The 23,057-nt window shown below is 64.3% G+C and carries 24 protein-coding genes; 9 read left to right on the forward strand and 15 right to left on the reverse strand.

The genetic code is table 11. From position 1 onward, the window contains the following. Nucleotides 1-128 precede the first annotated feature (128 nt). Entirely contained in the window at nucleotides 129-743 is a 615-nt protein-coding gene (locus AC5Y21_RS06515; protein WP_499910542.1) for a hypothetical protein, read from the reverse strand. A 51-nt stretch (nucleotides 744-794) separates the two neighbouring features. On the opposite strand from AC5Y21_RS06515, the gene AC5Y21_RS06520 reads away from it, so the two are divergent. Continuing rightward, a complete protein-coding gene (locus tag AC5Y21_RS06520) occupies nucleotides 795-1,688 on the forward strand; it encodes a phosphoribosylaminoimidazolesuccinocarboxamide synthase (protein ID WP_499910544.1) in 894 nt (297 codons plus the stop codon). Then, nucleotides 1,685-3,835 carry a S9 family peptidase gene (locus AC5Y21_RS06525; protein ID WP_499910546.1) on the forward strand — a complete coding sequence of 717 codons (2,151 nt, stop codon included), beginning with the start codon at nucleotides 1,685-1,687 and terminating at the stop codon, nucleotides 3,833-3,835. The genes AC5Y21_RS06520 and AC5Y21_RS06525 overlap by 4 nt, the downstream gene beginning before the upstream one ends. Here the strand turns inward: AC5Y21_RS06525 and AC5Y21_RS06530 are convergent. After that, on the reverse strand, nucleotides 3,764-4,210 hold the full coding sequence (locus tag AC5Y21_RS06530) for a DoxX family protein (RefSeq protein ID WP_499910636.1): 447 nt from the start codon (nucleotides 4,208-4,210) through the stop codon (nucleotides 3,764-3,766). The two genes, AC5Y21_RS06525 and AC5Y21_RS06530, sit on opposite strands and share 72 nt — an antisense overlap. 97 nt (nucleotides 4,211-4,307) lie before the next feature. Here AC5Y21_RS06530 and AC5Y21_RS06535 point away from each other — a divergent pair, with 97 nt between their 5' ends. Beyond that, the gene (locus AC5Y21_RS06535; RefSeq protein ID WP_499910548.1) at nucleotides 4,308-4,871 is read left to right on the forward strand and encodes a TetR/AcrR family transcriptional regulator; all 564 of its coding nucleotides are present in this window, start codon (nucleotides 4,308-4,310) and stop codon (nucleotides 4,869-4,871) included. A 6-nt stretch (nucleotides 4,872-4,877) separates the two neighbouring features. On the opposite strand, the gene AC5Y21_RS06540 is transcribed toward AC5Y21_RS06535, so the two are convergent. Next, on the reverse strand, nucleotides 4,878-6,497 hold the full coding sequence (locus AC5Y21_RS06540; protein ID WP_499910549.1) for a DHA2 family efflux MFS transporter permease subunit: 1,620 nt from the start codon (nucleotides 6,495-6,497) through the stop codon (nucleotides 4,878-4,880). A gap of 141 nt (nucleotides 6,498-6,638) precedes the next feature. On the opposite strand from AC5Y21_RS06540, the gene AC5Y21_RS06545 reads away from it, so the two are divergent. Together AC5Y21_RS06545 and AC5Y21_RS06550 are read left to right on the forward strand one after the other, a co-directional pair. Then, entirely contained in the window at nucleotides 6,639-7,343 is a 705-nt protein-coding gene (locus AC5Y21_RS06545; RefSeq protein WP_499910551.1) for a DUF2334 domain-containing protein, read from the forward strand. A 46-nt stretch (nucleotides 7,344-7,389) separates the two neighbouring features. After that, the gene (locus AC5Y21_RS06550; protein WP_499910553.1) at nucleotides 7,390-9,063 is read left to right on the forward strand and encodes an FAD-binding dehydrogenase; all 1,674 of its coding nucleotides are present in this window, start codon (nucleotides 7,390-7,392) and stop codon (nucleotides 9,061-9,063) included. A 63-nt stretch (nucleotides 9,064-9,126) separates the two neighbouring features. Here the strand turns inward: AC5Y21_RS06550 and AC5Y21_RS06555 are convergent, their stop codons facing one another. Further along, nucleotides 9,127-9,765, reverse strand: coding sequence for an MBL fold metallo-hydrolase (locus tag AC5Y21_RS06555; protein ID WP_499910555.1), 639 nt, complete (start codon nucleotides 9,763-9,765; stop codon nucleotides 9,127-9,129). 142 nt (nucleotides 9,766-9,907) lie between these two features. Here AC5Y21_RS06555 and purS point away from each other — a divergent pair, with 142 nt between their 5' ends. Both purS and purQ read left to right on the forward strand, forming a co-directional pair. Continuing rightward, nucleotides 9,908-10,147 (forward strand): phosphoribosylformylglycinamidine synthase subunit PurS, encoded by a 240-nt coding sequence (gene purS / locus AC5Y21_RS06560; protein WP_499910557.1) that lies wholly within the window; start codon nucleotides 9,908-9,910, stop codon nucleotides 10,145-10,147. Beyond that, nucleotides 10,144-10,818: a phosphoribosylformylglycinamidine synthase subunit PurQ gene (gene purQ / locus AC5Y21_RS06565; protein WP_499910559.1), complete on the forward strand. Its 675-nt coding sequence runs from the start codon at nucleotides 10,144-10,146 to the stop codon at nucleotides 10,816-10,818. The genes purS and purQ overlap by 4 nt, the downstream gene beginning before the upstream one ends. On the opposite strand, the gene AC5Y21_RS06570 is transcribed toward purQ, so the two are convergent. Continuing rightward, the gene (locus AC5Y21_RS06570; protein ID WP_499910561.1) at nucleotides 10,785-12,221 is read right to left on the reverse strand and encodes a WS/DGAT/MGAT family O-acyltransferase; all 1,437 of its coding nucleotides are present in this window, start codon (nucleotides 12,219-12,221) and stop codon (nucleotides 10,785-10,787) included. The genes purQ and AC5Y21_RS06570 overlap by 34 nt on opposite strands. A gap of 2 nt (nucleotides 12,222-12,223) precedes the next feature. Next, nucleotides 12,224-13,036, reverse strand: coding sequence for a lysophospholipid acyltransferase family protein (locus tag AC5Y21_RS06575; protein ID WP_499910563.1), 813 nt, complete (start codon nucleotides 13,034-13,036; stop codon nucleotides 12,224-12,226). 148 nt (nucleotides 13,037-13,184) lie between these two features. On the opposite strand from AC5Y21_RS06575, the gene AC5Y21_RS06580 reads away from it, so the two are divergent. Continuing rightward, complete coding sequence (locus AC5Y21_RS06580; protein WP_499910565.1) at nucleotides 13,185-14,267, forward strand: NAD-dependent epimerase/dehydratase family protein; 1,083 nt, start codon at nucleotides 13,185-13,187, stop codon at nucleotides 14,265-14,267. Between the two features lie 7 nt (nucleotides 14,268-14,274). Here AC5Y21_RS06580 and AC5Y21_RS06585 read toward each other — a convergent pair whose 3' ends face one another. The 9 genes from AC5Y21_RS06585 to AC5Y21_RS06625 form a co-directional block, all read right to left on the reverse strand. After that, a complete protein-coding gene (locus tag AC5Y21_RS06585) occupies nucleotides 14,275-14,763 on the reverse strand; it encodes a hypothetical protein (protein ID WP_499910567.1) in 489 nt (162 codons plus the stop codon). Nucleotides 14,764-14,859: 96 nt separating this feature from the next. Then, nucleotides 14,860-15,315 carry a cupin domain-containing protein gene (locus AC5Y21_RS06590; protein ID WP_499910569.1) on the reverse strand — a complete coding sequence of 152 codons (456 nt, stop codon included), beginning with the start codon at nucleotides 15,313-15,315 and terminating at the stop codon, nucleotides 14,860-14,862. Nucleotides 15,316-15,341: 26 nt separating this feature from the next. Further along, nucleotides 15,342-16,031 carry a haloacid dehalogenase type II gene (locus AC5Y21_RS06595; protein ID WP_499910571.1) on the reverse strand — a complete coding sequence of 230 codons (690 nt, stop codon included), beginning with the start codon at nucleotides 16,029-16,031 and terminating at the stop codon, nucleotides 15,342-15,344. Beyond that, nucleotides 16,028-16,639 carry a TMEM175 family protein gene (locus AC5Y21_RS06600; protein WP_499910573.1) on the reverse strand — a complete coding sequence of 204 codons (612 nt, stop codon included), beginning with the start codon at nucleotides 16,637-16,639 and terminating at the stop codon, nucleotides 16,028-16,030. The genes AC5Y21_RS06595 and AC5Y21_RS06600 overlap by 4 nt, the downstream gene beginning before the upstream one ends. Before the next feature lie 62 nt (nucleotides 16,640-16,701). Beyond that, nucleotides 16,702-17,583 (reverse strand): DUF427 domain-containing protein, encoded by an 882-nt coding sequence (locus AC5Y21_RS06605; protein WP_499910575.1) that lies wholly within the window; start codon nucleotides 17,581-17,583, stop codon nucleotides 16,702-16,704. Nucleotides 17,584-17,626: 43 nt separating this feature from the next. Further along, nucleotides 17,627-18,664, reverse strand: coding sequence for a zinc-binding alcohol dehydrogenase family protein (locus AC5Y21_RS06610; protein WP_499910577.1), 1,038 nt, complete (start codon nucleotides 18,662-18,664; stop codon nucleotides 17,627-17,629). A gap of 76 nt (nucleotides 18,665-18,740) precedes the next feature. Then, a complete protein-coding gene (locus AC5Y21_RS06615; protein ID WP_499910579.1) occupies nucleotides 18,741-19,403 on the reverse strand; it encodes a TetR/AcrR family transcriptional regulator in 663 nt (220 codons plus the stop codon). Nucleotides 19,404-19,425: 22 nt separating this feature from the next. Next, on the reverse strand, nucleotides 19,426-20,121 hold the full coding sequence (locus AC5Y21_RS06620) for a TetR/AcrR family transcriptional regulator (RefSeq protein ID WP_499910580.1): 696 nt from the start codon (nucleotides 20,119-20,121) through the stop codon (nucleotides 19,426-19,428). Between the two features lie 78 nt (nucleotides 20,122-20,199). Beyond that, nucleotides 20,200-21,072 carry an alpha/beta fold hydrolase gene (locus tag AC5Y21_RS06625; RefSeq protein WP_499910582.1) on the reverse strand — a complete coding sequence of 291 codons (873 nt, stop codon included), beginning with the start codon at nucleotides 21,070-21,072 and terminating at the stop codon, nucleotides 20,200-20,202. A gap of 272 nt (nucleotides 21,073-21,344) precedes the next feature. On the opposite strand from AC5Y21_RS06625, the gene AC5Y21_RS06630 reads away from it, so the two are divergent. Then, nucleotides 21,345-23,057 (forward strand): MOSC domain-containing protein, encoded by a 1,713-nt coding sequence (locus AC5Y21_RS06630; protein WP_499910583.1) that lies wholly within the window; start codon nucleotides 21,345-21,347, stop codon nucleotides 23,055-23,057.

The raw sequence follows: 23,057 nt of genomic DNA on the forward strand, positions 1-23,057 counted from the left end.
ACCGCGAAGCTTGAGCGAAGTCAGGTCCGTTGGAACCGCATGGATCCGCTCAGCCGTCATGTCGAGGGTTCCACCGAATCCATGGGGATGGTGTGCCACCGGCGATACATGCTGCTCGACTCTGGCGACTAGCTTGTGCGCAGCCTGATCCCTGCTGCTCGTAGTTCCAGCGCCGCCAACCCACGAATGATGACGGGATCCTCGCGGCGCCACGCGCCGATCGGGTCCTCGCTGACTTTGGCCAGTTTGGCCGGCGACCGGTTCGCCAACGCGCGCAGCGCCAGCAACTGCTGTCCGGCCGCGCTGGCCGCCAACGCAGTTACCGCCAACTTGCGCCGGAAGAACCGCACTCGCAGGAACAGCCACGGCCCGGTCACCGCGAGGATCGGTGTTGCGGCCACCGCCAGCGCGAGCACCACCGCCAGCCAGCTCGCCGTGGTGTCCAGGTCATGACCGGCGCTCGCGATGTCGAGTGCGGCCTTGCTAGCCGCGGTGAGCGGCTTGCTGACGGCGTCGCCCACCAACGGAATGTGCTGTGCGCCATGACCCGCGGACGACAGGTTGTCAGCGACCCCCTTCGAGCCGCTTTCGACTTGCCGGCCGGCGATGGCGATCGTCGAGATGGCCGTGTGTACGGCGAGGCCGACGAACACCCATATCGTCGTCCACACCGTGACGGTGATATCGCTCATCAGTTGGACGAACAGTCGCAGGGGTCTGGTGGAGTAGGGCAAGAACCTCATAGCACTGATACCAGCACACTTTGCGTCCAGCTTGCCGGATAGGCTGGCCCGATGCGTCCCGCATTGTCCGACTACCAGCATCTGGCCAGCGGCAAGGTTCGTGAGCTGTACCGCGTCGACGGCGAGCACCTGCTGCTGGTCGCATCCGATCGGATCTCGGCGTACGACTACATCTTGGACAGCACCATCCCGGACAAAGGCCGCATCCTGACCGCGATGAGCGTTTTTTTCTTCGGCCTGGTCGACGCCCCCAACCACTTGGCCGGACCGCCAGATGACCCGCGTATTCCCGACGAGGTGCTGGGTCGCGCGCTGGTAGTGCGCCAGCTGGAAATGTTCCCCGTGGAGTGTGTGGCCCGCGGGTACCTGACCGGCTCGGGGCTGTTGGACTACCAGGCTAATGGGAAGGTGTGCGGTATCGCGTTGCCTCCCGGGCTGGTCGAGGCCAGCAAGTTCGACACACCGTTGTTCACGCCGGCGACAAAAGCCGCGCTGGGAGACCACGATGAGAACATTTCGTTCGCCCGGGTGATCGAAATGGTCGGCGCGGTACACGCCAACCAGTTGCGCGACCGCACACTACAGACCTATGTACAGGCCGCCGATCATGCCCTGAGAAAGGGAATCATCATTGCCGACACCAAGTTCGAGTTCGGTGTCGACCCCGACGGCAACCTGCTGCTGGCCGACGAGATCTTCACGCCGGACTCGTCACGGTACTGGCCGGCCGAAGAGTACCGGCCCGGCGTGGTGCAGACCAGCTTCGACAAGCAGTTCGTCCGTAACTGGCTCACCAGTCCCGCATCCGGTTGGGACCGCGGCGGTACCAAGCCGCCGCCTCCGCTTCCGGATGACATCATCGACGCCACCAGGGACCGCTATGTCAACGCATACGAACGGATTTCGGGCTTGAGTTTCGACGACTGGATCGGTCCGGCTGCATGACCGGCATCCCACTGCCACCCACTGCCAAACGGGTCGAGACCACACGCGAGTACCACGGTGACCTTTTCGTCGACCCCTATGAATGGCTGCGGGACAAATCCAACCCCGAAGTCATCGCCTACCTCGAGGCTGAGAACGCCTATGCCGACCAGACGACCGCGCACCTTGAGTCGTTGCGGCAGAGCATCTTCGATGAGATCAAGGCACGCACCAAGGAGACCGACCTGTCGGTACCGATCCGGCAGGGCGACTGGTGGTACTACGGCCGCACCTTTGAGGGAAAGCAGTACCGCGTCCAGTGTCGTTGTCCGGTAAGAGATTCCGATGACTGGAGTCCGCCAGTCCTGGACGAGGACACCGAAATACCCGGCGAACAGATTCTGCTCGACTCGAATGTCGAGGCCGAAGGCCATGACTTCTTCGCATTGGGCGCCTGCCTGGTGAGCCTGGACGGCAATCTGCTGGCATATTCCGTCGATGTCGTCGGTGACGAACGATACACGATGAGGTTCAAGGACTTACGTACTGGCGAACGATTCTCCGACGAGATCACCCCGGTCGGTGCCGGAGTGACTTGGGCCGCCGACAACCGTACCGTGTACTACACGACGCTGGACGAGGCCCGTCGTCCGAATAAGGTGTGGCGTTACCGACTCGGCTCAGGAGAGCCGTCGGAGCAGGTGTACCACGAAGCCGATGAACGTTTCTGGATCGGGGTGGGGCTCACCCGAAGTGAGGCTTATGTCGTCATCTCCGCGGGATCGGCGATTACCTCCGAACTGCGCTACGCCGACGCGGCTGATCCCGCAGCGCAATTCACCGTGGTGCTGCCACGGCGCGATGGCATCGAGTATTCCTTGGAGCACGCGGTTGTTGGGGGCGAAGACCGGTTTTTGATTCTGCACAACGACGGGGCCGTGAACTTCACGCTCGTCGAGACCCCGGTCAACGATCCGGCTCAACAACGCACCCTGATCCCGCACCGCGACGACGTGCGCCTCGACTATGCGGACACCTTCGCCCGTCATCTGGTGATCAGCTACCGGCGTGAAGCATTACCCCGAATCCAGCTGTGGCCCATCGATTCAGGCGGCAGCTACGGTGAGCCAGAGGAGGTTTCGTTCGACTCCGAGCTGATGGCTTCGGGTTTGGGTGCCAATCCGAATTGGGATTCGCCCAAGCTGCGGATCAGGGCGGGTTCTTTCGTCACCCCGTCGCGGGTCTACGACTTGGACCTGCAAACGGGCGAGCGCACGCTGCTACGCGAGCAACCCGTACTCGGCGACTACCGGGCGTCCGATTACATAGAGCGGCGCGACTGGGCGCGCGCCGACGACGGCACCCTTATCCCGTTGTCGGTCGTGCACCGCGTCGATGCCGAATTTCCTGCGCCGACACTGCTTTACGGGTACGGTGCCTACGAAATCTGCACAGACCCGGGCTTTTCCATCGCCCGCTTGTCACTGCTGGACCGCGGCATGGCGTTCGTCGTCGCCCATGTCCGCGGCGGCGGCGAGATGGGCCGACTGTGGTACGAGCACGGCAAGTTGCTGGAGAAGAAAAACACCTTCACCGACTTCGTCGCGACGGCAAAGCATCTGGTAAGCTCTGGCCTGACCCGACCGCAGCAGTTGGTGGCGTTGGGGGGCAGTGCCGGCGGTCTGCTGGTGGGCGCGGTGGCCAACATGGCCCCTGAGCTCTTCGCCGGAATCCTTGCGCAGGTGCCCTTCGTCGACCCGCTGACCACCATCCTGGATCCCTCGTTGCCGCTGACCGTCACCGAGTGGGACGAATGGGGAAACCCGTTGAGCGACAGCGATGTCTATGCCTACATGAAGTCGTATTCGCCGTACGAGAACGTCGAGCCTAAGCAGTATCCGGCGATCCTGGCCATGACGTCACTGAACGACACCAGGGTCTACTATGTGGAACCCGCCAAATGGGTTGCGGCGCTGCGCCACGCCAAGGCCGACGGGAATCCGGTGCTGCTCAAGACTCAGATGGCGGCGGGCCACGGGGGAGTCAGCGGTCGCTACCGAGCATGGAAGGAAACCGCGTACCAGTATGCGTGGCTGCTAGCTGCCGCCGACGGCCACCGCTACGGCTGCGCCCAGAAAGACGACCTCCAGGACGGAGCGCAGCGATAGTCGTGTCGTCATGGACGTAGGCGGATCGGGCATGCGCGCGGCGTAGACGTTGGCCGGGAACATGGCCAGCATGAGGACCAGCAAGCACACGGCTGCCGTCATGCGGGTGGCGGGAAGCAACAAACCCGCCGCACCCAACAACTCCAGCACGCCGGTGAGCGTGACCAGCAGGCTTGGGTTGGGCAATCGCGGCGGCACGATCGCGACGAGGTCGCGGCGCAGCGGCGGCGCGAAGTGCGCTATCCCGGTCAGCGCGAACATCGCCGCCAGCCCGATGGCGATCGCCGCTGTCCAGCTGTCCGCATAGGTGACACCGAGCCAACCGGCGACCCTGGCTGCGGCGATGCCCAACAGCAGGGTGATCAACGGAGCCATCTCCACTTCTCCAATCTAGTCATTGTCAAGTTTAAGAACATCACCAAGCTAGATGGGGCATCTAGTCACTGTCAAGTTAGAGCGTTATGCTGGCGGCGTGACCCGCCCCACCTATCACCACGGCGACCTGCGGGCCGTCATTCTCACCGAAGCCGCGCGGCTGGTGGCCGAGCGCGGCGCCGACCGGATTTCGCTGCGCGAGTTGGCCCGAGACGCGGGCGTATCGCACGCCGCTCCCGCGCATCACTTCACCGACCGGCGCGGGTTGTTCACCGCGCTGGCCACCCAGGGATTTCAGCTGCTGGCCCAGGCGCTCGTCGAGGCGCGTCCGCAATTCGCCGACGCGGCACTGGCCTATGTGCGGTTTGCCATCGAGCACCCCGGCCACTACCAGGTGATGTTCAACAAGTCGTTGCTCGACACCTCCGACGCCGAGCTGGCCGCCGCCGAGGTCGCCGCCGCCGAAGAACTGTCACGAGGGGTGGCGACGCTGCGGGACCGCAACGCGCGTGCCGATCCGGCCGGAGCGGAGCTGGCGGCGTGGTCGCTGGTACATGGGTTTTCCACGCTGTGGCTCAACGATGCCGTCAATCCTCAAGTGCGGGCGGCGGATCCGGCTGACACCGTCAGACGAATCGCGGCAATGCTTTTCGAGGGTTGATCGATGCTATTCGCCGGCTGTTTGGATCGCCGGCGTCCTCGGCAGAAAAACCGCCGGAATGATGGTGGACAGCACCAACACGACCGCTACCACGAATACCGTTGTGTAAGCGTGCGAAAGGTCGTGCAGCACATTGTTCGCGAAGCCTGTGGCGAGTGACTGTGGGGGTACCGCCGACTGCTCAACCGGCACCCCGCTGGCGGCCGACTGCTGCTGCAGCACCGCGAGCTTTCTTGCCGCGGTTATGCTTTCGCTTCGATTAAACTGATTGGTCAGGATCATCGACATCAGCGCGGTTCCCATCGAGCCACCGACCTGGTGGCTGACGCTGATCAGCGTCGTACCCCGTGCGATCTGGTGTGGGGCCAATGCCTGCACCGACGCCACCGAGAGAGGCATCATCGTGCAGCCCATGCCCAGGCCCATGATCGCCAGCCCGACCAGAAGCGTGGGTAGGTATTCGGCGTGCCTGGCCACGCCGAAGGCGAAGGTGCCCAGACCCGCGGTGATCAGTGCGATGCCGACCAGCACAACCTTTCCCGGTCCCTGCCTGTCGACCAGTGGTCCGGTCAGTCGCATGGTCAACATCGCGCCTAGGCCCTGAGGGATCATGCGTACGCCGGCCTGCATCGGCGTCTGGTGCAGCACCTGCTGAAAGTAGCTCGGGAGCACCAGGCAGGCGCCGAAAAAGGCGACGGCGAACACCAGCATCGTCACGTTGGCATGGGTAAGCACCGGGTTGCGGAACAGCCGTAGATCTATCAGCGGGTGATCCGCGCGATGCCACGCGTGCACGACGAACGCGGCGGTCAACGCCATGCCGATGATCGCCGGTATCAGGACGTGGCGATCGGCCACGGTTCCGCGGCCCGGAATCGACGACACCGCGAACAGGAATGTCGCCAAGCCGGGTGATAGCAACAGCACGCCGACGACGTCGAAGGTTTCCGAGCGCGCCGGGTGGTCCTGTTGGAAGACGACGGCCGCGAGGGCGATCGTGACGAGCCCGAAAGGCAGGTTGATCAGGAAGATCCATCTCCAGCTGGAGGTGTCGATCAGCCAGCCGCCCAGGATCGGGCCGCCGATCGGGGCGAGCAGCATGGGAATGCTCAGGATCGACATCAGGCGACCCAGTCGCCGGGGGCCGGCCTCGCGGGTCAAGATCATGAATCCCAGCGGTAGCAACATGCCGCCACCGACGCCTTGCACTACTCGAAAGATAATGAGCTGCAATATGTTCGCCGCAACCGCGCACAGTAACGAACCCAGCGTGAAGGCGAGCACCGAACCCATGAAAAGGCGTTTGGTGCCGAACCGGTCGGCTGCCCAGCCGGTTATCGGTATAACGGTTGCCAATGCGAGGGTGTAGCCGGTCATTGTCCAGCCGACGACGGCCTGGGTCGAGCCGAACTGGTCGATGAAGGTGCGTTGCGCGACGCTGACGACGGTGACGTCCAGGATCGCCATCACCGTGGCCAGAATGCAGACCCCGGAGATCCGCAGCAGCCTGGCATCGAGCTTGTCCGGATAGACGCGGTCACCCACGCCTGACTGCAGGGTGGGGGCGGTGGGCGGCGGGGCATCGGCCGCTGCGGGATGGACCTTCTCCATGGCGTTGCTTAGCATATCGAACCGATTAGCTCCGGCTAGGCGCTCGCGCCCTGATACCGGCGCGCATCTCTGCCGTAGCTGCATCGCGATCGGCTGTACGCCTGCCGTCTGTGTGTCCTTCACCGTCCCGACATTTGGGATCGGCACACTGCGAGTGTGTCCGGAAAACTGATCGTCTCGGTCTCGGGGATAGGCGAGCGCACCCTGGCCGAGGTCGAGGCGTTTTGCGCCCAGATGGACGCCCGCTCCGTGCCGGTGTCGTTGCTGGTGGCTCCGCGGCTGTCCGGTGACTACCGACTCGACCACGACCCGCGCACCGTCGAGTGGCTCACGAGCCGGCGAGAAGGCGGCGACGCTATCGTGCTGCACGGCTACGACGACGCGGCCACCAAGAAGCGACGCGGCGAATTCGCACTGCTGCCCGCACACGAGGCCAACCTGCGGCTGACGGCTGCCGACCGGGTGCTCGAGCATGTCGGGCTGCGCACCCGGCTGTTCGCGGCACCGGGTTGGCTGGTGTCACCCGGTGTGGTCAAAGCACTGCCCCGGAACGGCTTTCGGCTGCTGGCCGATCTGCACGGAATCACCGACCTGGTTCGGCACACCACCGCACGCGCCCGCGTGCTGGGCATCGGCGAAGGGTTCCTGACGGAGCCGTGGTGGTGCCGGATGGTGGTGTTGTCCGCCGAGCGGATCGCGCGCCGCGGCGGCATCGTGCGGGTCGCCGTCGCCGCTCGCCACCTGCGCAAGCCCGGCCCGCTGCAGGCAATGCTCGATGCCGTCGACCTTGCCTGTATGCACGGTTGCACACCGACGGTGTACAACTGGCGGGCCGATAAGGCGATTCTCGAAGCTGCGTAAGCGCTGCTAGTCGAGTAATTCCAAGGGGTCACTACCCTGTACCGACATGAGCGATTCTTCAGCCAGGTCGGCCGCGTTCGGCGCTGATGCCATCGTCGTGGGGGCCGGCTTAGCCGGTTTGGTGGCGGCGTGCGAATTGGTGGATCGCGGTTTGCGTGTGCTGATCCTCGATCAAGAGAACAGCGCCAATGTCGGTGGACAGGCCTACTGGTCGTTCGGCGGGCTGTTCTTTGTCGACAGCCCCGAACAACGCCGCCTCGGGATCCGCGACAGCCACGAACTTGCCTTGCAGGACTGGTTGGGGACGGCGGGCTTCGACCGGCCCGAGGATCACTGGCCGCGACAGTGGGCGCACGCGTATGTCGATTTCGCGGCCGGGGAGAAGCGCAGTTGGCTGCACGCCCGCGGCCTGAAGATCTTTCCCTTTGTGGGCTGGGCCGAGCGGGGAGGCTATGACGCTCGCGGGCACGGCAACTCGGTGCCACGGTTTCACATCGCCTGGGGGACCGGTCCCGCGTTGGTCGAGGTCTTCGCGCGTCAGCTCCGGGACCGTTCGACGGTGCGGTTTGTCCACCGTCATCGGGTCGACGAGCTGATTGTCGAGGGCGGAGCGGTGACCGGCGTTCGCGGCACCGTGCTGGAGCCATCGGCCGAGCCGCGCGGCGTGGCGTCGTCGCGAAACTCGTTGGGTGAATTCGAATTCCGCGCCTCAGCGGTGATCGTGACCAGCGGCGGCATCGGCGGCAACCACGAACTGGTACGCGAAAACTGGCCCAAGCGCATGGGCCGCGTACCCGAGCAGATGCTTTGTGGAGTTCCGGCCCACGTCGACGGCCGGATGATCGGCATTTCCCAACAGGCCGGCGCGCGGGTGATCAACCCCGACCGGATGTGGCACTACACCGAAGGCATCACCAACTACGACCCGATCTGGCCGAACCACGGCATCCGGATCATTCCTGGGCCGTCGTCGCTGTGGCTGGACGCGGGTGGCAAGCGACTGCCGGTTCCGCTGTATCCAGGATTCGACACTCTCGGCACCTTGGAGTACATCACCAAATCCGGATATGACTACACCTGGTTCGTGTTAAACGCCAAGGTCATTGAAAAGGAGTTCGCGCTGTCCGGTCAGGAGCAGAACCCCGACCTGACCGGGCAGAGCGTAGTTGAGCTGCTGCGCTCACGGGCCCGGCCCGGGCCGCCCGGACCGGTGCAGGCCTTCGTCGACCGGGGAGTGGACTTCGTCAGCGCAAACTCCTTGCGCGAGTTGGTGACCGGCATGAACAAGCTGCCCGACGTGGTGCAGCTGGACTATTCGACGGTGGAAGCCGAGGTCACGGCTCGCGACCGTGAGGTGGCCAATCGGTTCACCAAGGATGGTCAGATCACCGCGATCCGCGCCGCCCGCGGCTATCTGGGCGACCGATACACCCGGGTCGTTGCTCCGCACCGGCTGACCGATCCGAAGGCCGGGCCGCTGATCGCAGTCAAGCTGCACATTCTGACCCGAAAGACGTTGGGCGGCATCGAAACCGACCTGGATTCACGGGTGCTCAAGGACGACGGCAGCCCGCTTGCCGGGTTGTACGCGGCAGGCGAGGTCGCCGGCTTCGGCGGCGGCGGCGTGCACGGCTACCGGGCGTTGGAGGGAACGTTCCTGGGCGGCTGCATCTTCTCCGGTCGGGCCGCCGGCCGCGGTGCCGCCGGGGACATCAAGTAGCGCGAGCAGACGCAAAAGCCCACGACACGCCGAGCGTAAAGCGGCTTTTGCGTCTGCTCGCGGTCAAAAGGTGACCGCGCTCTCCTCGGGCAAGACCTGGAAGTCGGTGCTGGTCATCTCGGTGAGCCGACCGTAGTAGATACCCCTGGCGTCGGGAGCGATGATCCCCTGATGAATGGGCACCGCGCGGGCCGGTCCCACCGCGCGCAGATATTCAACGGCCTCGGCGATCTTCATCCACGGAGCTGCCGCGGGAGTGGCCAATACGTCCACCGGCTCGTCGGGAACGAACAGCGCATCGCCTGGATGCATCAGCCTGACCGGGTGTTCGCCGTCGCCGACGAGGTACGAGATGTTGTCTATCACAGGGATTTCGGGGTGAATGACGGCGTGGCGGCCGCCGACGGCCCGGATGGTCAACTCCCCGACCGGCAGCGTGTCGCCGACCCGTACCGCCTGGCACGGCGCGCCCAATTGCTCGGCGGTTTGCGGGTCGGCGTACAGCGCGGCGTTGGGGTTGCCCTCGAGCAGCGCCGGCAGCCGCGTGACGTCGACATGGTCGGGGTGCTGGTGGGTTATCACGATCGCGGATAGGCCGGTGAGTCCCTCGAAGCCGTGCGCGAACGTGCCGGGGTCGAAGAGCAACGTGGTATTGCCGAAGTCGGCGAGCAAACAGGAATGGCCGAAATGCGTAAGTTGCATGTCTATAGATTGTGCCCTGATCGGACGGTGCGGCGCTGCCCGCCGGTACAGTTGGCTCGGATCCTCTGCCCGGCTCCTTAGTGGCGCCGGATCGGCGCTCGCCGTCGCCGGGCGGAGCAAACGATCTTGAGGAGGAACGCCGGTGGCCCGGGTGGTCGTGCACGTGATGCCCAAGGCGGAGATTCTCGACCCCCAGGGGCAGGCGATTGTCGGCGCGCTGGGGCGGCTCGGGCATCCCGGAATCTCAGATGTCCGTCAGGGCAAGAGATTCGAGTTAGAGGTCGACGACGCAGTTGATGATTCCGAGCTGGCCGAGATTGCCGAATCACTGCTGGCGAACACCGTGATCGAGGACTGGACGATAAGCAGGGAGGCCCAGTGACGGCCCGGATCGGCGTCATCACGTTCCCGGGCAGCCTGGACGACGTGGACGCCGCACGCGCGGCATTGCAGGTGGGAGCCGAAGCCGTCAACCTGTGGCATGCCGACGCCGACCTCAAGGGCGTCGACGCCGTGGTGGTGCCCGGCGGGTTTTCGTATGGCGACTACCTGCGAGCGGGCGCAATCGCAAGGTTCGCGCCGGTGATGGCCGAGGTGGTGGCCGCCGCGGGCCGCGGTATGCCGGTATTGGGGATTTGCAACGGTTTTCAGGTGCTCTGCGAGGCCGGACTGCTGCCGGGCGCCCTGACCCGCAACGCTGGTCTGCACTTCATCTGCCGCGATGTGTGGCTGCGGGTGGCGTCGACGTCGACGGCGTGGACATCGCGCTTCGAGCCCGACGCCGACCTGTTGGTGCCGCTGAAGTCGGGTGAAGGACGCTACGTGGCGCCGAAGGACGTCCTCGACGAGTTGGAGCGCGAGGGCCGGGTGGTGTTCCGCTACCACGACAACGTCAACGGCTCGCTGCACGATATCGCCGGCATCAGCTCGGCCAACGGCCGGGTCGTCGGGCTGATGCCACATCCCGAGCACGCCATCGAGGCATTGACCGGCCCCTCGGACGACGGACTGGGCCTGTTCTATTCAGCGCTGGATGCCGTTTTGGCGGCTTGAGGCCGGTCGCCCGAGTCACTCGACTGGTAAACCCCGGCGGCACTGCACAATTCCGCGAATGCAGATCCCATTGCGTCGGTGGCTTCGTGCGGGTCGTCGAACGTTTCGTCGTCGGTGAGTACCGCGACGCCGAGCTGGTCGACGTAGCTCCATACGGTGATGTTGACCGGGGCGCCGGGCGAGAGCACACCGGTCGAGTAGATCTCGCTGACCGGCGCGCCCGCGAAGTGGCCGCGTTCACGCGGTCCCATCACGCTGGACACCGCCACATTCATCATCTTGTTCGGTGCGTCGCGCCGGCCGAGCCATCGAAACGCGGCCGGGGCAATCGCGGGCGGCAGGTAGGCCATCAGCCGTCCGTAGAGGTGCGGGCCGAGGATTTCGTGATCCTCCTTGGCCATCCGGGTCGCCAGCGCGACCAGCCGTGCGCGCTGGGTGGGGTCGGCGATGTGCACGGGCAACGACACAGTGAGGCCGCTGATCTCGTTGCCGGTTACGCGGTCCGACTTGTCGGTCGCCGTCGGCACCGAGGCAATGATCGGCCGCTCGGCTTTGCCGTCGTAGTCCAATAGAAGCTTCCGCAATCCGCCGGACGCGATCGTCAGTATCAGGTCGTTCAGCGTGATGCCCAACGCCTTGGCCGTCGCTTTGACCTCGGTCAGCGGCAGCGTCGTCGTGGCGAACCGCCGCTGCGGCGAAACCACATGGTTGAGGAAAGTCGGAGGTGCATCGAACGAGCTCGCCAAATCCGGGTGCTCCCCGCGCTGCCTGTTTCGGCGGCGTACCCGCGTCATCCCCACCACGGCATCTCGCGCCAACCGCGGCAGTTCGGCTAGTTGGCGGGCGTGGTCGCGTCCAGCAGCGCGCAGCAAAGCCGCCCTAGATGCAGCTTTGCCCGTATCGCGCTGGTCGCTGACACCATCATCGAGGTCGGACAGACCCATTGCGCGTTCCAGCAGGTTCACCGACGCGACGCCGTCGGCCAGGGCGTGGTGCACCTTGCCGATCACCGCGAACCGGTTTTCGGCCAGCCCCTCGGCGAAGTGAAACTCCCACAGCGGGTAACTGCGATCCAGCGGTGTGGAAGCCAGCTGCCCGATGACCTCGTCCAGCTCACGAGGCCCGCCCGGCGCCGGCACCCGCACGCGCCTCAAGTGGTAGTCCAGGTTGATCTCGCAGTCTGGGCGCCATACCGGGTGATGCAGCCGCCACGGGACGTTGACGAGTTTGTAGCGCAACGGCTCCAGCAGGTGCAGCCGTCGGTGCAGATGCTCACGGAACGCCTCGAAACCGAACTCAGGGGATTGCGACGCGTCGACGACCACCACCTTCAACGTGTGCGTGTGCAGGTTGGGCGTCTCGCTGTAGACCAGCATGGCGTCCATGCCGTTGAGTCTCTTCATGCTCAGCCCAGGAACGGGAATCGCCGTTGGCTGGCTAGCCGGTCGAGGGTGCGCTGCATGACCGATCGCACATAGGCGTCGACTTCATCGACGTCGGGGTCTGCGCCGAACAGGGCGGTGATGTCGATCGGCTCGAGCACCTCGGCGACGATCTTGGCGGGCAGCGGAAAATTCGCCGGCAAGATTGGCGTCAGGCCGAATGGGAAACCGAAGCTCAACGGGACAACGTTCAACCGGAGTTTGGTCAGGCCCAGCCGGTGCGCCAGGTTGTTGCCGCGAGCCAAGAACAGCTGGGTTTCCTGCCCGCCGATCGACACGATCGGCACAATCGGCACGCCGGCCTCGATCGCGGTGTTGACGTAGCCGGTGTGGCCGTTGAAGTCGACCTTATTGGCGCCCACGGTGGGCCGGAAGGAGTCGTACTCGCCGCCCGGGAACACGAGCACCAGCGCGTCCGAATTCAGTGCGGCGGCGGCGGCTTCGCGGCTCGCGTCAACGACTCCGAGCCGGAGTAGCCAGGTTCGCAGCGGACCCGTGAGCTTCAGCAACCCGTAATGGGCCAGGATGTAGATCGGCCGGTGATAGCCGAATTTGTCGTAGAGGGGCGGGACGAAGATAAACCCATCGGGTGTGGTCATGCCGCCCGAATGGTTGGACACCAACAACGCCCCACCGACCGGCGGGACGTTTTCGACGTTCCGTACCTCGGCGCGAAACCACCGTTTGACCACCGAACCGGCCGTGTTCGCGACTTGCTTGGTGAACGTGGGATCCCATTTGGCGAGCTCGTGATGATCGGGCGCGTCACCGTTCATGGTTGTCTCCGGTTTGACTTCGTGCCTGGGCGCAGCGTGATGAACATTACCCTGCGCGGATCTCTATATCTGTAGAGAATACGGTACTCTCTAAATAAGAGAATGCCATATCCACATCCTTGTGGACTATCCCATAGTCAGGGGAACGATGACCGAGAAAATCCTTGTCACGGGTGGCTTCGGGCTGGTCGGATCGCAAACCGTGCGCCGGCTGGCGGCAGACGGACACCAGGTAGTTGCGTCTGACCTCGGTACCGAGGCGCAGCGCAAAGCGGCCATGTCGTTGCCCGACGGCGTCGAGGCGCGGTGGGCGGATCTCACCGACCCGACCGAGGTGGACGGGCTACTCGCCGAGACATCACCGACGGTCATCATTCACCTGGCCGCCGTGATACCCCCGGTGATCTATCGCCAGCCAGACCTGGCGCGCCGTGTGAACGTCGACGCCACCGTGGCGCTGCTGCGCGCTGCGGAGGCATCCGCCCGCCCGCCGCGCTTCATCCAGGCGTCAAGCAACGCCGTGCACGGGGCCCGCAACCCGCACCGACACCACGAACTGCTGCGCGACGACACCCCGATGCGGCCGTCGGATATCTACGGCGCGCACAAGGCCGAAGCCGAAGAACATGTCCGGTCGTCTGGCCTGCAGTGGGTGGTTTTGCGTCTGGGCGGGGTCATGAGCGTCGACCCCGGCGCCATGCCCTTCAGCCTCGACGCGCTGTTCTTCGAGAGCGCGCTGCCCACCGATGGGCGCATGCACAGCGTCGACGTACGCGATGTCGCGGCCGCGTTCGCCGCTGCGACCACGGCCGACGTGGTCGGTGAAATCCTGTTGATCGGCGGCGATGACACACACTTGCTGCGGCAGGGAGCCGTCGGTAAGGCGCTGGCCGCCGCGCGGGGGTTGACCGACGTGTTGCCCGAGGGCAGACCCGGTGACCCCGACAGCGACGAGGACTGGTTCATCACCGACTGGATGGACACCACGCGCGCGCAACAGGCGTTGTCTTTCCAGCATCATTCCTGGCCGGACATGCTCGCCGAAATGCGGGCCGCCACCGGTTGGCGCCGCTACCCGATGCAGTTGGTGGTACCGCTGGCCCGCCTCGTGCTCAAGCGCCGTGCTGCCTACCGGAACGCGCCAGGACGCTACGCCGATCCGTGGGCTGCCATCGGGGCTCGGATGGGCAATCCGCGCCCCGACGTGAGCGAGCGCTTGGCGGTCTCCTGAGATTGGTTCAGCCGGCGTCGCGCAGTAGCGACTGGGCCTCCTGAGCGGGGGGTGGCACTTCGGCCACTGGTGGCAGTTCGTGGAAGAGATCGATCGCCGCGGTGATGCTGCGGTCGACGAATGATGCGAAATCCTCGAAGGGCATGCGATCGCCCATCCGCATGGAGCTGCTCGCGAAGACACCGACGCGGTGGGGGTCGGAGGATCCGTGCACGATGGCGATGACTGCGTGGTTCTGCTGATTCCACGCTTCGGCGAATTGCTCCAGCCGAGCATCCTCGGTGGCGGGGAAGAAGTATGCCGGGGCGATGCGAATCGTGAATACGTCAGAATGCCAGCGGGAGACTCCGAGGTGGACGTAGAGGCGCTGGGGATGAGCGTGGGCGATGAAGAAGTATTCGTCGTCGCGCTGGCCGCAAAAGTACCGGCGGCCGCGGCGGCGCACGTAACGTTCGATGAGGTCGGTAAGCGAGAGCTCATCCAGTGCTTCGGTCATGGGAGCAATGCTGCGGGCTGTGCCTTGATAAATCCTTGGAGCCAAGCTAGGTCGGGTCGAAGAATCCGTTGAGAACTTGCTGAGCGATACACGCTGTCATAGCGGAAATAGGCCCGGCAGATTGACCACGATCGCCTCTTGAGTGCTGCGCGCGATCACTACTTCCGCGGGGTTATCCGGGTCAGGGTTCTCTTCCCGATGCGGCAAGTATGGCGGGACGAAGATGTAGTCGCCGGGCTGTGTCGAGATCCGCACCTCTTGCATGCCGTCGTGAAACACGAACTGCGGGTTGCCGCTTCGTATGTAGATCGCGGTCTCCGACTCGCCGTGATGATGGTTGGCCGACACTGTTTCGGGGGAGACGTGTGTCTCACCCATCCAGATCTTCTCGGCGCCGACAGATCGACCGCTGAGCGCGGCGAAGCGTTGCAGACCGTCGGTTTGCGCGGTGTCGGAACTGATTTCCGACGCCTTGATGTGGTGCACCCTGTTGCGGGTCACTTCTTGGTTCGTCTCGTCGAAGTCAGGGTGGAATCCGTCCGAGGTTGCCATGGGTACTCCTGTCGAAGCCGTAAGCCTCAGTCTCTCCCGATGATGAGTCGCTCGGCGAGTTCACGCAGATCACTGACGACCAGGGTAGGTTGCGGCAGGCTGCCCACCGGGAGCGGTGGATTGCCCGGCCGGGTGATGAGCGCGGAGCTGAAGCCGGCACCTTGCGCACCTAAGGTGTCCCACACGTGTGCGGCCACCATCATGCACTCAGCAGGCGCTACATCGAGGACCTGGCACACATGCCGGTAGACCACCGGCGACGGTTTGAAAGCGCGGCAGGAATCGACGGTCAGCTGGTGTTCGAAATAGCCGGCCAGCCCGGCGTTCTCAAGCGCTGTCGGGAAGCCCGGACGGTGCGGCGAATTCGTCAGCGTGACGAGACGAAAGCCGTTGTCGCGCAGTGCCGTGAGGCCTTCATCCACATCGGGGTGTGCCGGCATCGTACGCAACCGCTCTTGCAAGCGGCGACCGTCGTCATCGGTGATGTCAACCCCGTGGACGGCGGCCAGCATGTGCAGCACACCCTGGCCAAGCGTGAAGAAGTCCGCATAGTATCCCGCCAGCGTGGCGGTCATCGAGTACATAATGAGCTGACCGAACCATTCGCGCAGTACCCGCTCGTCGTCGAACAGCTCCCCGAAAAGTGGTGCTATCGACTCGATGTCGACCAGCGTCTCGTTAACGTCGAATACCAGCACGGAGGGTCGAGTGGTCACGTTGTCTGGCCTGGCTGACGGCGGGCATTTTTGGGTGCGGGGATGTCCGGACGTACATACCCGATCAGACACAAGCAAATCAGTACCATCGCTGCCACTGGCCATTTGAGCGCCACCAGTGCTGCCGCCAGGAAACCGCCGATCGTGATGAACGATCGCATCCGTAGCATCCTGCGCACCCGCTGCGAGATGTCCTCGTGGGAAGGCCGATCGATGGCTTCCCAACAAAGTGCGAGATAGGTGATGTCCACCAGGACGAACACGAACGCATACAACGACACGGGTGCGGCAGCCAGCCTGCTGCCGGCGATCCACTCCGTGGTGAACGGAATCAGCGAGACCGAAAAGAGGTGTCCGAAATTCGACCACACCAGCCGCGGCGTCGCCTCGTCTGCGTAGTTGAGCAGGTGATGATGATTGACCCAGACGATCGCGATGAACATGTAGCTGACTACGTAGCTCAGACCGGTGGGCCACAGCGGCAGCAAGGCGCTGAATGTATCGGGGTGCGGCGGATTCAGCTTGAGAACCATGATGGTGATGATCACCGCAAACACACCGTCGGAGAAGCTTATTACCCGGTCTGGACTGGCTTTTCGCGCAGTCATGGGTACTCTCGCTTCCTATGCCGAATCGGAGACCGGCAGAATGACGACCTCGAGCAGTGCCTTCATCGTGCGCTATCGGAAGCGGTCCGGCCCAGCACTTCATCGGTGTCGAGTCCGCGGTCAACACCATGCGGGATGACGGTCTGGCCAGGCTCGAGCTGTAGCTGCTTGCCGTCAAGGTAGACGTCGATCTTGTCGGGTTCAAAGGACACCAGGTTGGCCACTCGTCCTACTTCGGTCCAGGCGTTGACATAGGACCAGGCTGCGCGTTTGTGGCTGCCGACGTCGTAGTAGGAGGCCAGCCCTTTGTATGGGCAGAATGTCTGTCCGTCAACGGGTTTGAGTGCTGCTTCGTCGATGTCGTCGCGTGGCACGTACCAGCGTGGCGCGAAGCCGGACTCGTACAGCGCCAGCGGGTGCTGGGTGTCCGCAACCACCTGGTCGCCATCGCGGACGACGAGATGTCTTGAGGTGGAGCGGATGTCGATGCGGTGATAGGCATCGGCGGCGTGTCCGACGATCCGCTCGTCTTCCTCGTAGAAGGCATCCATCGCACGCCAGGCGAATGCCAGCCGCCCGTCCAGGACGCTCGCAAAACGAGGCAGTCCCGTGTGTTGCCATGCACTGTGGTTGGCTTCTTGCTCCGGAACCTTGACAGTGAACCACTGCGTCTCGCCGAGGTCACGGTGCTGAGTAATCCGGTTCTCGGCGATCAGAATTCCCGATTCGATATCGCCTCGCGGGAAGTAGGCCACCGGGTAGCGGCCGGGCTCGTGGAACAGGATGACATCTTCGCTGTCGGCGATCCACCGGTCGGCGAAGCGTACCCGCATGCGGCGCCGCAACGGCTCAGCGTACAGCAGCCTCGGTGGCAGCGGCTGCTCTGTGAGGAAGTGGCCCACCGACGCGGTAGCCAGCGGCCCTTGCTGCCATGCCAAGCCCATCGTCATATCCTTCCTGACCGAAAACTGTTACTAGAGGCCGTATTCAGTCCAAGACGACGACCATCTTTCCGTCGGCTTCTCCGGCTTCCATTACGCGATGCGCCTCGTGTATCTCGTCGAAGGAGAAGACACGCGACGGCTTCGCGTCGAGCCTGCCGTCTGCCACCTGCTGGGCGATGTCCTGTAGCGGGACGTCGGAAAGCGGGAAGCCGGGTGCTCCAAACACGAAGCTGCCGAAGAAGTTCAGGTTGACGCCGCTGGGCATGCGCAGCAGCGGGTTGAAATCACCGATCGGGTCAAGTCCACCCAGCCATCCCGCCAGGCATGCCGTACCGCCGCGCCGGAGCATGTCGAGGGAGTCGAGGATGGTGCTGTTGCCCACCAGGTCGAGGACGGCGTCGACCTGCTTGGCTTCGGCGATGTGCGCGGCCAGGTCGCGTCGCTCCAGTTCGACACGCGAAGCGCCCATCTGTTCGAGCATCGGAAAACGCTTCTGGCTGCGTGCGGTCGCAATCACGTGCCCCCCGGCGGCGACTGCCATCTTGAGCGCGGCCTGACCGAACGACGAGGTCGCGCCCCGTAGTACCAGTGTTTGTCCGGCCTGCAGGTCGAGGTTGCGGAACAGGCACGTCCAAGCGACGGCATAGGTTTCCGGTAACGCGGCCAAATGGGGCCAGGGCAAATCGGATTCGATCAGGGCGACGTTGGCTGCGCGCACACGGGTGTGCTCGGCGTAGCTACCGTTGATGGTTCGCCCCAGCCCGCCCATTAATGCCGCCACCTTGGCGCCGACGGGGAATTCACCGCCCGGACACGAGTCGACGATGCCGACGCATTCGATCCCGCTGACTTCGGCGGCTTCCGCCCATTCCCCTCGGCGCATGTGCATCTCGGCGTGGTTGATACCGAATCCTTTCACCGCGATCACCACTTCGCCATCCTTGGCCAACGGCTTCGGGATCTCGGTGTAGACCAGTTTGTCCAGCCCGCCGAACCCGTCCAGGATGATCGCGCGCATGGTCTCGCCGCCCGCCCGTTCACGCACCACAGCAGGCGCCTTCGGCAGCGTGGTATCGGACATAGGTGATACCCTTCCCGAATGGGCTAGTTGACCCATTATTATGGGCCAGCAAACCCAAATTTGTCCAGCCTGAGGGTCAGGATTTGTGGTTGCGCCGCGTTCGGCCCTTGCGCCGCTTCGGCTGGGTCGCAAAAGACCTCACGTAGTCGACGGCGGCCGTGACGGCGGCCCGCAGGGGTTCCGGATCGCCCATAGCGTGGGTCAGCATCGCGCCGCCTTGGTGGGCGACGACCAGCGAGGCTGCCAAGTGACGCGGGTCGACGTCGGGCCGCAGCTCACCGCGGCTTCGCATCGCGGTGAGGCCCTCGCGGAACAGGTCAAGCCACTCGTCGTAGCCGGCGGAAAGGTCGTCGTGCAGTTCGTCGTCGCCGTCGATCAGCTCTCCGGCCAACGAGCCGTACACGCACCCGCCGTGGCGATAAACGACGTCGATGTCGGCTATGCATGCGTCCGCCCATGTTTGCAGCGCCTCGAAACTGTCGAGCGCACCGAGCCGTGGTTGAGTGTGGAAAGCCACGACGTCGTTGCGCCGCCTCGCGATGACCTGACGGATCAAATCGCGCTTGTCGCGGAAGTAATGCGAGATTTGCGATCCGCCCACCCCGGCCGTATTGCGTACTTCGTCGAGGCTGGTGTTGGAGACGCCACGCTCGAACATCAGCCTGGCCGCGACGCCCACGATGCGGGCCCGTGTCGCCAGTCCCTTGCGGGTGAACCGCGATGTGCCGTCGTCAGCCACGTTGCCGCCTCAGCACTTGGGGTCAGGACGCTTTCAGCGTCGCTCGACGGGCGCGGGGACGACGCGGTGGACGCGCGACCCGTTGTTCGGGGTCGGTGGCGAACATGCGCAGGTAGTTGACCGCGAAGCGAGTCGCGTCGGCGTGCGGCCATTCCGCCCGATACGTATAGGCGAGCGTGCCGCCGCCCTGATGGGCGCTGACGACTACCAACGCCAGCCGGCGCGGGTCGGCGCCGGGGAGCAGAATCCGGCCATCCTTCATCCGTTGGATCGACTGCTCGAGGAGCTCGATCCATTGCCGATAGCCCGCTCCCAACGCGGCGCGCGTCGCCTCGTCGGACTTCGCGAGCTGTGCGGTCAGCGCATGGTATGTGGGCGTGCCTGAGTAGCCGATGCGTCTGAGGTAGCGCATGTTGAGGTCGAGCCATCGTTCGAAATCGTCGAACGAATCCAGCGCCCCGAGCTTCGGTTGACGGTGAAAGTCCAACACCACGCCGATCTGGCGCGCAATCACCGCACGCACCAACGCGCCCTTGTCGGCGAAGTAATGAGCGAGTTGTGAGCCGCTGACCGAGGCGGCTTTGCGCACCCGGTCCATGTTGAACGCGGCAAGGCCCTCGGTGACGATCAGCGTTGCGGTCGCCTGCACAATTCGAGCGCGGGTGGCACGCCCTTTGGGGGTCAACCGCTTTTCGGTCTGGACGTCGGGATGGGCCATCGCGTCAGGCTAGCTTGGAGAACCTCCGGTTTATGGGATATCCAGCCCACTAATGGGCTGTTGCACCCGTGGGCGCGCTCAGGCGGCCACGCGTTCTTCAGCGAGGAAGTCGCGGATCAGCACAGTGACCTCGTCCAGGGCGGACTCCAACAGGAAATGCCCACCGTCGAGGAGATGGACCTCGGCGTCGGGCAAGTCCTCGGCAAACGCCTCCGCGCCCGCCGGACCGAAGATTTCGTCGCCGCGGCCCCAGACCGCCAACAGCGGCACCCGGCTGGCGCGGAAGTACTCGTGCAGGCGCGGGTACAGCGGAGAATTCGTGGCGTAGTCACGGAACAGCTTCAACTGAATCTCGTAATTGCCTGGTCTAGAGATCAGCGCGAAGTCGTGATACCACGACTCGGGGTCCACCAGCGACTCGTCGGAGACACCGGTGAGGTATTGCCACCGAGTGGCGTCCAAGGTGAGGAACTGCCGAACCGCGGCCTCGTTGTCGGCTGTCTGGTCACTTTGATACGCCCGCACGACTTTCCAGAAGCTCTCGACGAATCCGGCATCGTAACCATTGCCGTTCTGGCTAATGATTCCGGTGATCGCGGCTGGGTCACGCAGTGCCAGCCGCCATCCGATGGGAGCGCCGTAGTCCTGCACGTAGATCGCGTACCTGTCGAGGCCCAGCGAGCGCAGCAAGCCTGCGGTCAAGTCCGCCAGCGCATCGAAGGTGTAGTCGAACTCCGCGACGGAAGGTGCGTCGGAGAGGCCGAAGCCGAGATGATCCGGTGCCACCACATGGTAGCGGTCCGCCAGCGCCGGAATCAGATTCCTGAACATGTAGGAGCTGGTCGGAAAGCCGTGCAACAGGACCAATGCCGGCGAATCCGGCTCGCCCGCTTCACGGAAGAACAGCCGGTGACCGTCGATGGTGGCGTAGCGATGATGTACAGCCGGCATGGGAATCCTCCTCAGCGGTGCGTTCCGGTGCCACGGCGAATAGCAGCGCCGTTGCCTCCGAACCACCTTGCGAGATTTCTGGGTTGTGCAACCCAGTATGCACCAAAACTGGCGGCTGGCAATAGTCTTTGTCGCAAGCCTTGCCTTCGCTGTTGACGCAGCCCAGCTCAGTGGCATATTCTGGGTCAGACAACCCAATCTGGGCATAGGGCGGGTTCTGCGGCGTCGGGCTCGCGGGTGGGTTGCGGCGTTGACACCACGAGGAGGCGCAATTGGGCTGGCTGGTGTCCGTGAATGTGGGCATGCCCAAGAATGTGCAATGGCGAGACAAGGTCGTCCACACGGGGATCTGGAAAACCCCGGTCGACGGACCGGTCATGGTGCGCCGCCTCAACATCGACGGTGACGGCCAAGGCGATCTCGCCGGCCATGGTGGTGAACAACGCGCGGTGATGGTGTACCAGACAGAGGCCTACGATTTCTGGAAAACCTACCTGAACCGTGACGACCTGGAACCCGGCCACTTCGGTGAAAACTTCACTGTCACCGGCCTTCCCGACGACGAAGTGTGTATCGGTGACCGCTACCGCATCGGGGACGCCGAATTTGAAGTCACCCAGCCGCGGGTGACATGCTATCGGGTCGGGTTGCGACTCAACGAACCGGAGATGCCCAACCTGCTTGTCTCCCAACATCGCCCGGGATTCTATTTCCGCGTCATCACTGAGGGACAGGTCCGCGCCGGCAACGATATTGTGCGGACTCGCCGCGGCCGCCATGAACTGAGCGTTGCCGGCGTCGATGCGCTGCTGTATCTGCCCAACCGCGACGTCGACCAGCTCCGCAAAATTGTCGATGTTCCCGCGCTCAGTCCCGGCTGGCAGCAGTCATTTCAGGACATGCTGACGGTGCATGACGGCGCGACGGTCGACAAAGCGCCGCCGGTCGGGACCCAGCCGGGCTGGAACGGATTTCGCCCGCTGCGGGTCAGCGGGGTGCAGCGGGAAAGCGCGCAGGTGATGTCGATTCGTCTGGAAGCCGACGACCACGGCTCGTTGCCGCCGTCGCTTCCCGGTCAGTATCTCACAGTGCGAATTCCCGGTGCCGGTGAACCGGCGCCGACCCGCAGCTACTCGCTATCCGGAGACCTCGCTGCCGGCGCCTACCGCATCAGCGTCAAGCGCGAAGATCACGGTGTGGTGAGCCGGTGGCTGCATACCCATATCCAGCCGGGATCCCTGGTTGAAGCCGCCGCACCGCGTGGCGACTTCTACCTCGCCGACGGGGGCAATCCGGTCGTCCTGATCTCCGCGGGAATCGGCATCACTCCCGTCCTGGCGATGTTGCACAAGCTGGCGGCAGCCCGCAGTAGCCGCGCTGTGTGGTGGCTGCACACCACCCGCAGTCGTGAGACCCAGGTGTTTGCAACCGAAGTCACCGCGCTGATCGACTCGTTGCCGAATGCCCGTCAGCGGGTGTTCTATACCCAAGAACGCACTCGTCTGGACCTGGCGACGATCGCCGGGCTGAGGCTGCCACCCGACGCCGACGCGTATCTTTGTGGTCCAACACAATTCATGGCCGACATGCGTGATGCTCTCACGACGGCGGGGCTCGATGCGGCGCGCATTCACAGCGAATTGTTCGGCGCTCTACCGTCAATCAACCCGGGCGTCGTCGGCGGGCCGCCGCCTAAGCCACCCCACGCGCCACCCGGAGTGCCCGGCACCGGGCCGTCGATCACCTTTGCCCGTAGCGGGCTCACGGTCAGCTGGTCTGGCAGTTACGGCAATATCCTCGACCTGGCCGAGGCCTGCGACGTGCCAACCCGGTTCTCCTGCCGAAGCGGTGTTTGTCACCTCTGTGTCACCGGAGTCGTCGCCGGAACCGCGACCTACGTCCAGTCGCCACTGGAGCCGCCCGCTTCGGGCGAAGTGCTGATCTGCTCAGCGGCTCCGGAAAGTGATCTGGTACTGGACCTTTAG

The organism is Mycobacterium sp. NGS41 (genome assembly GCF_059812725.1).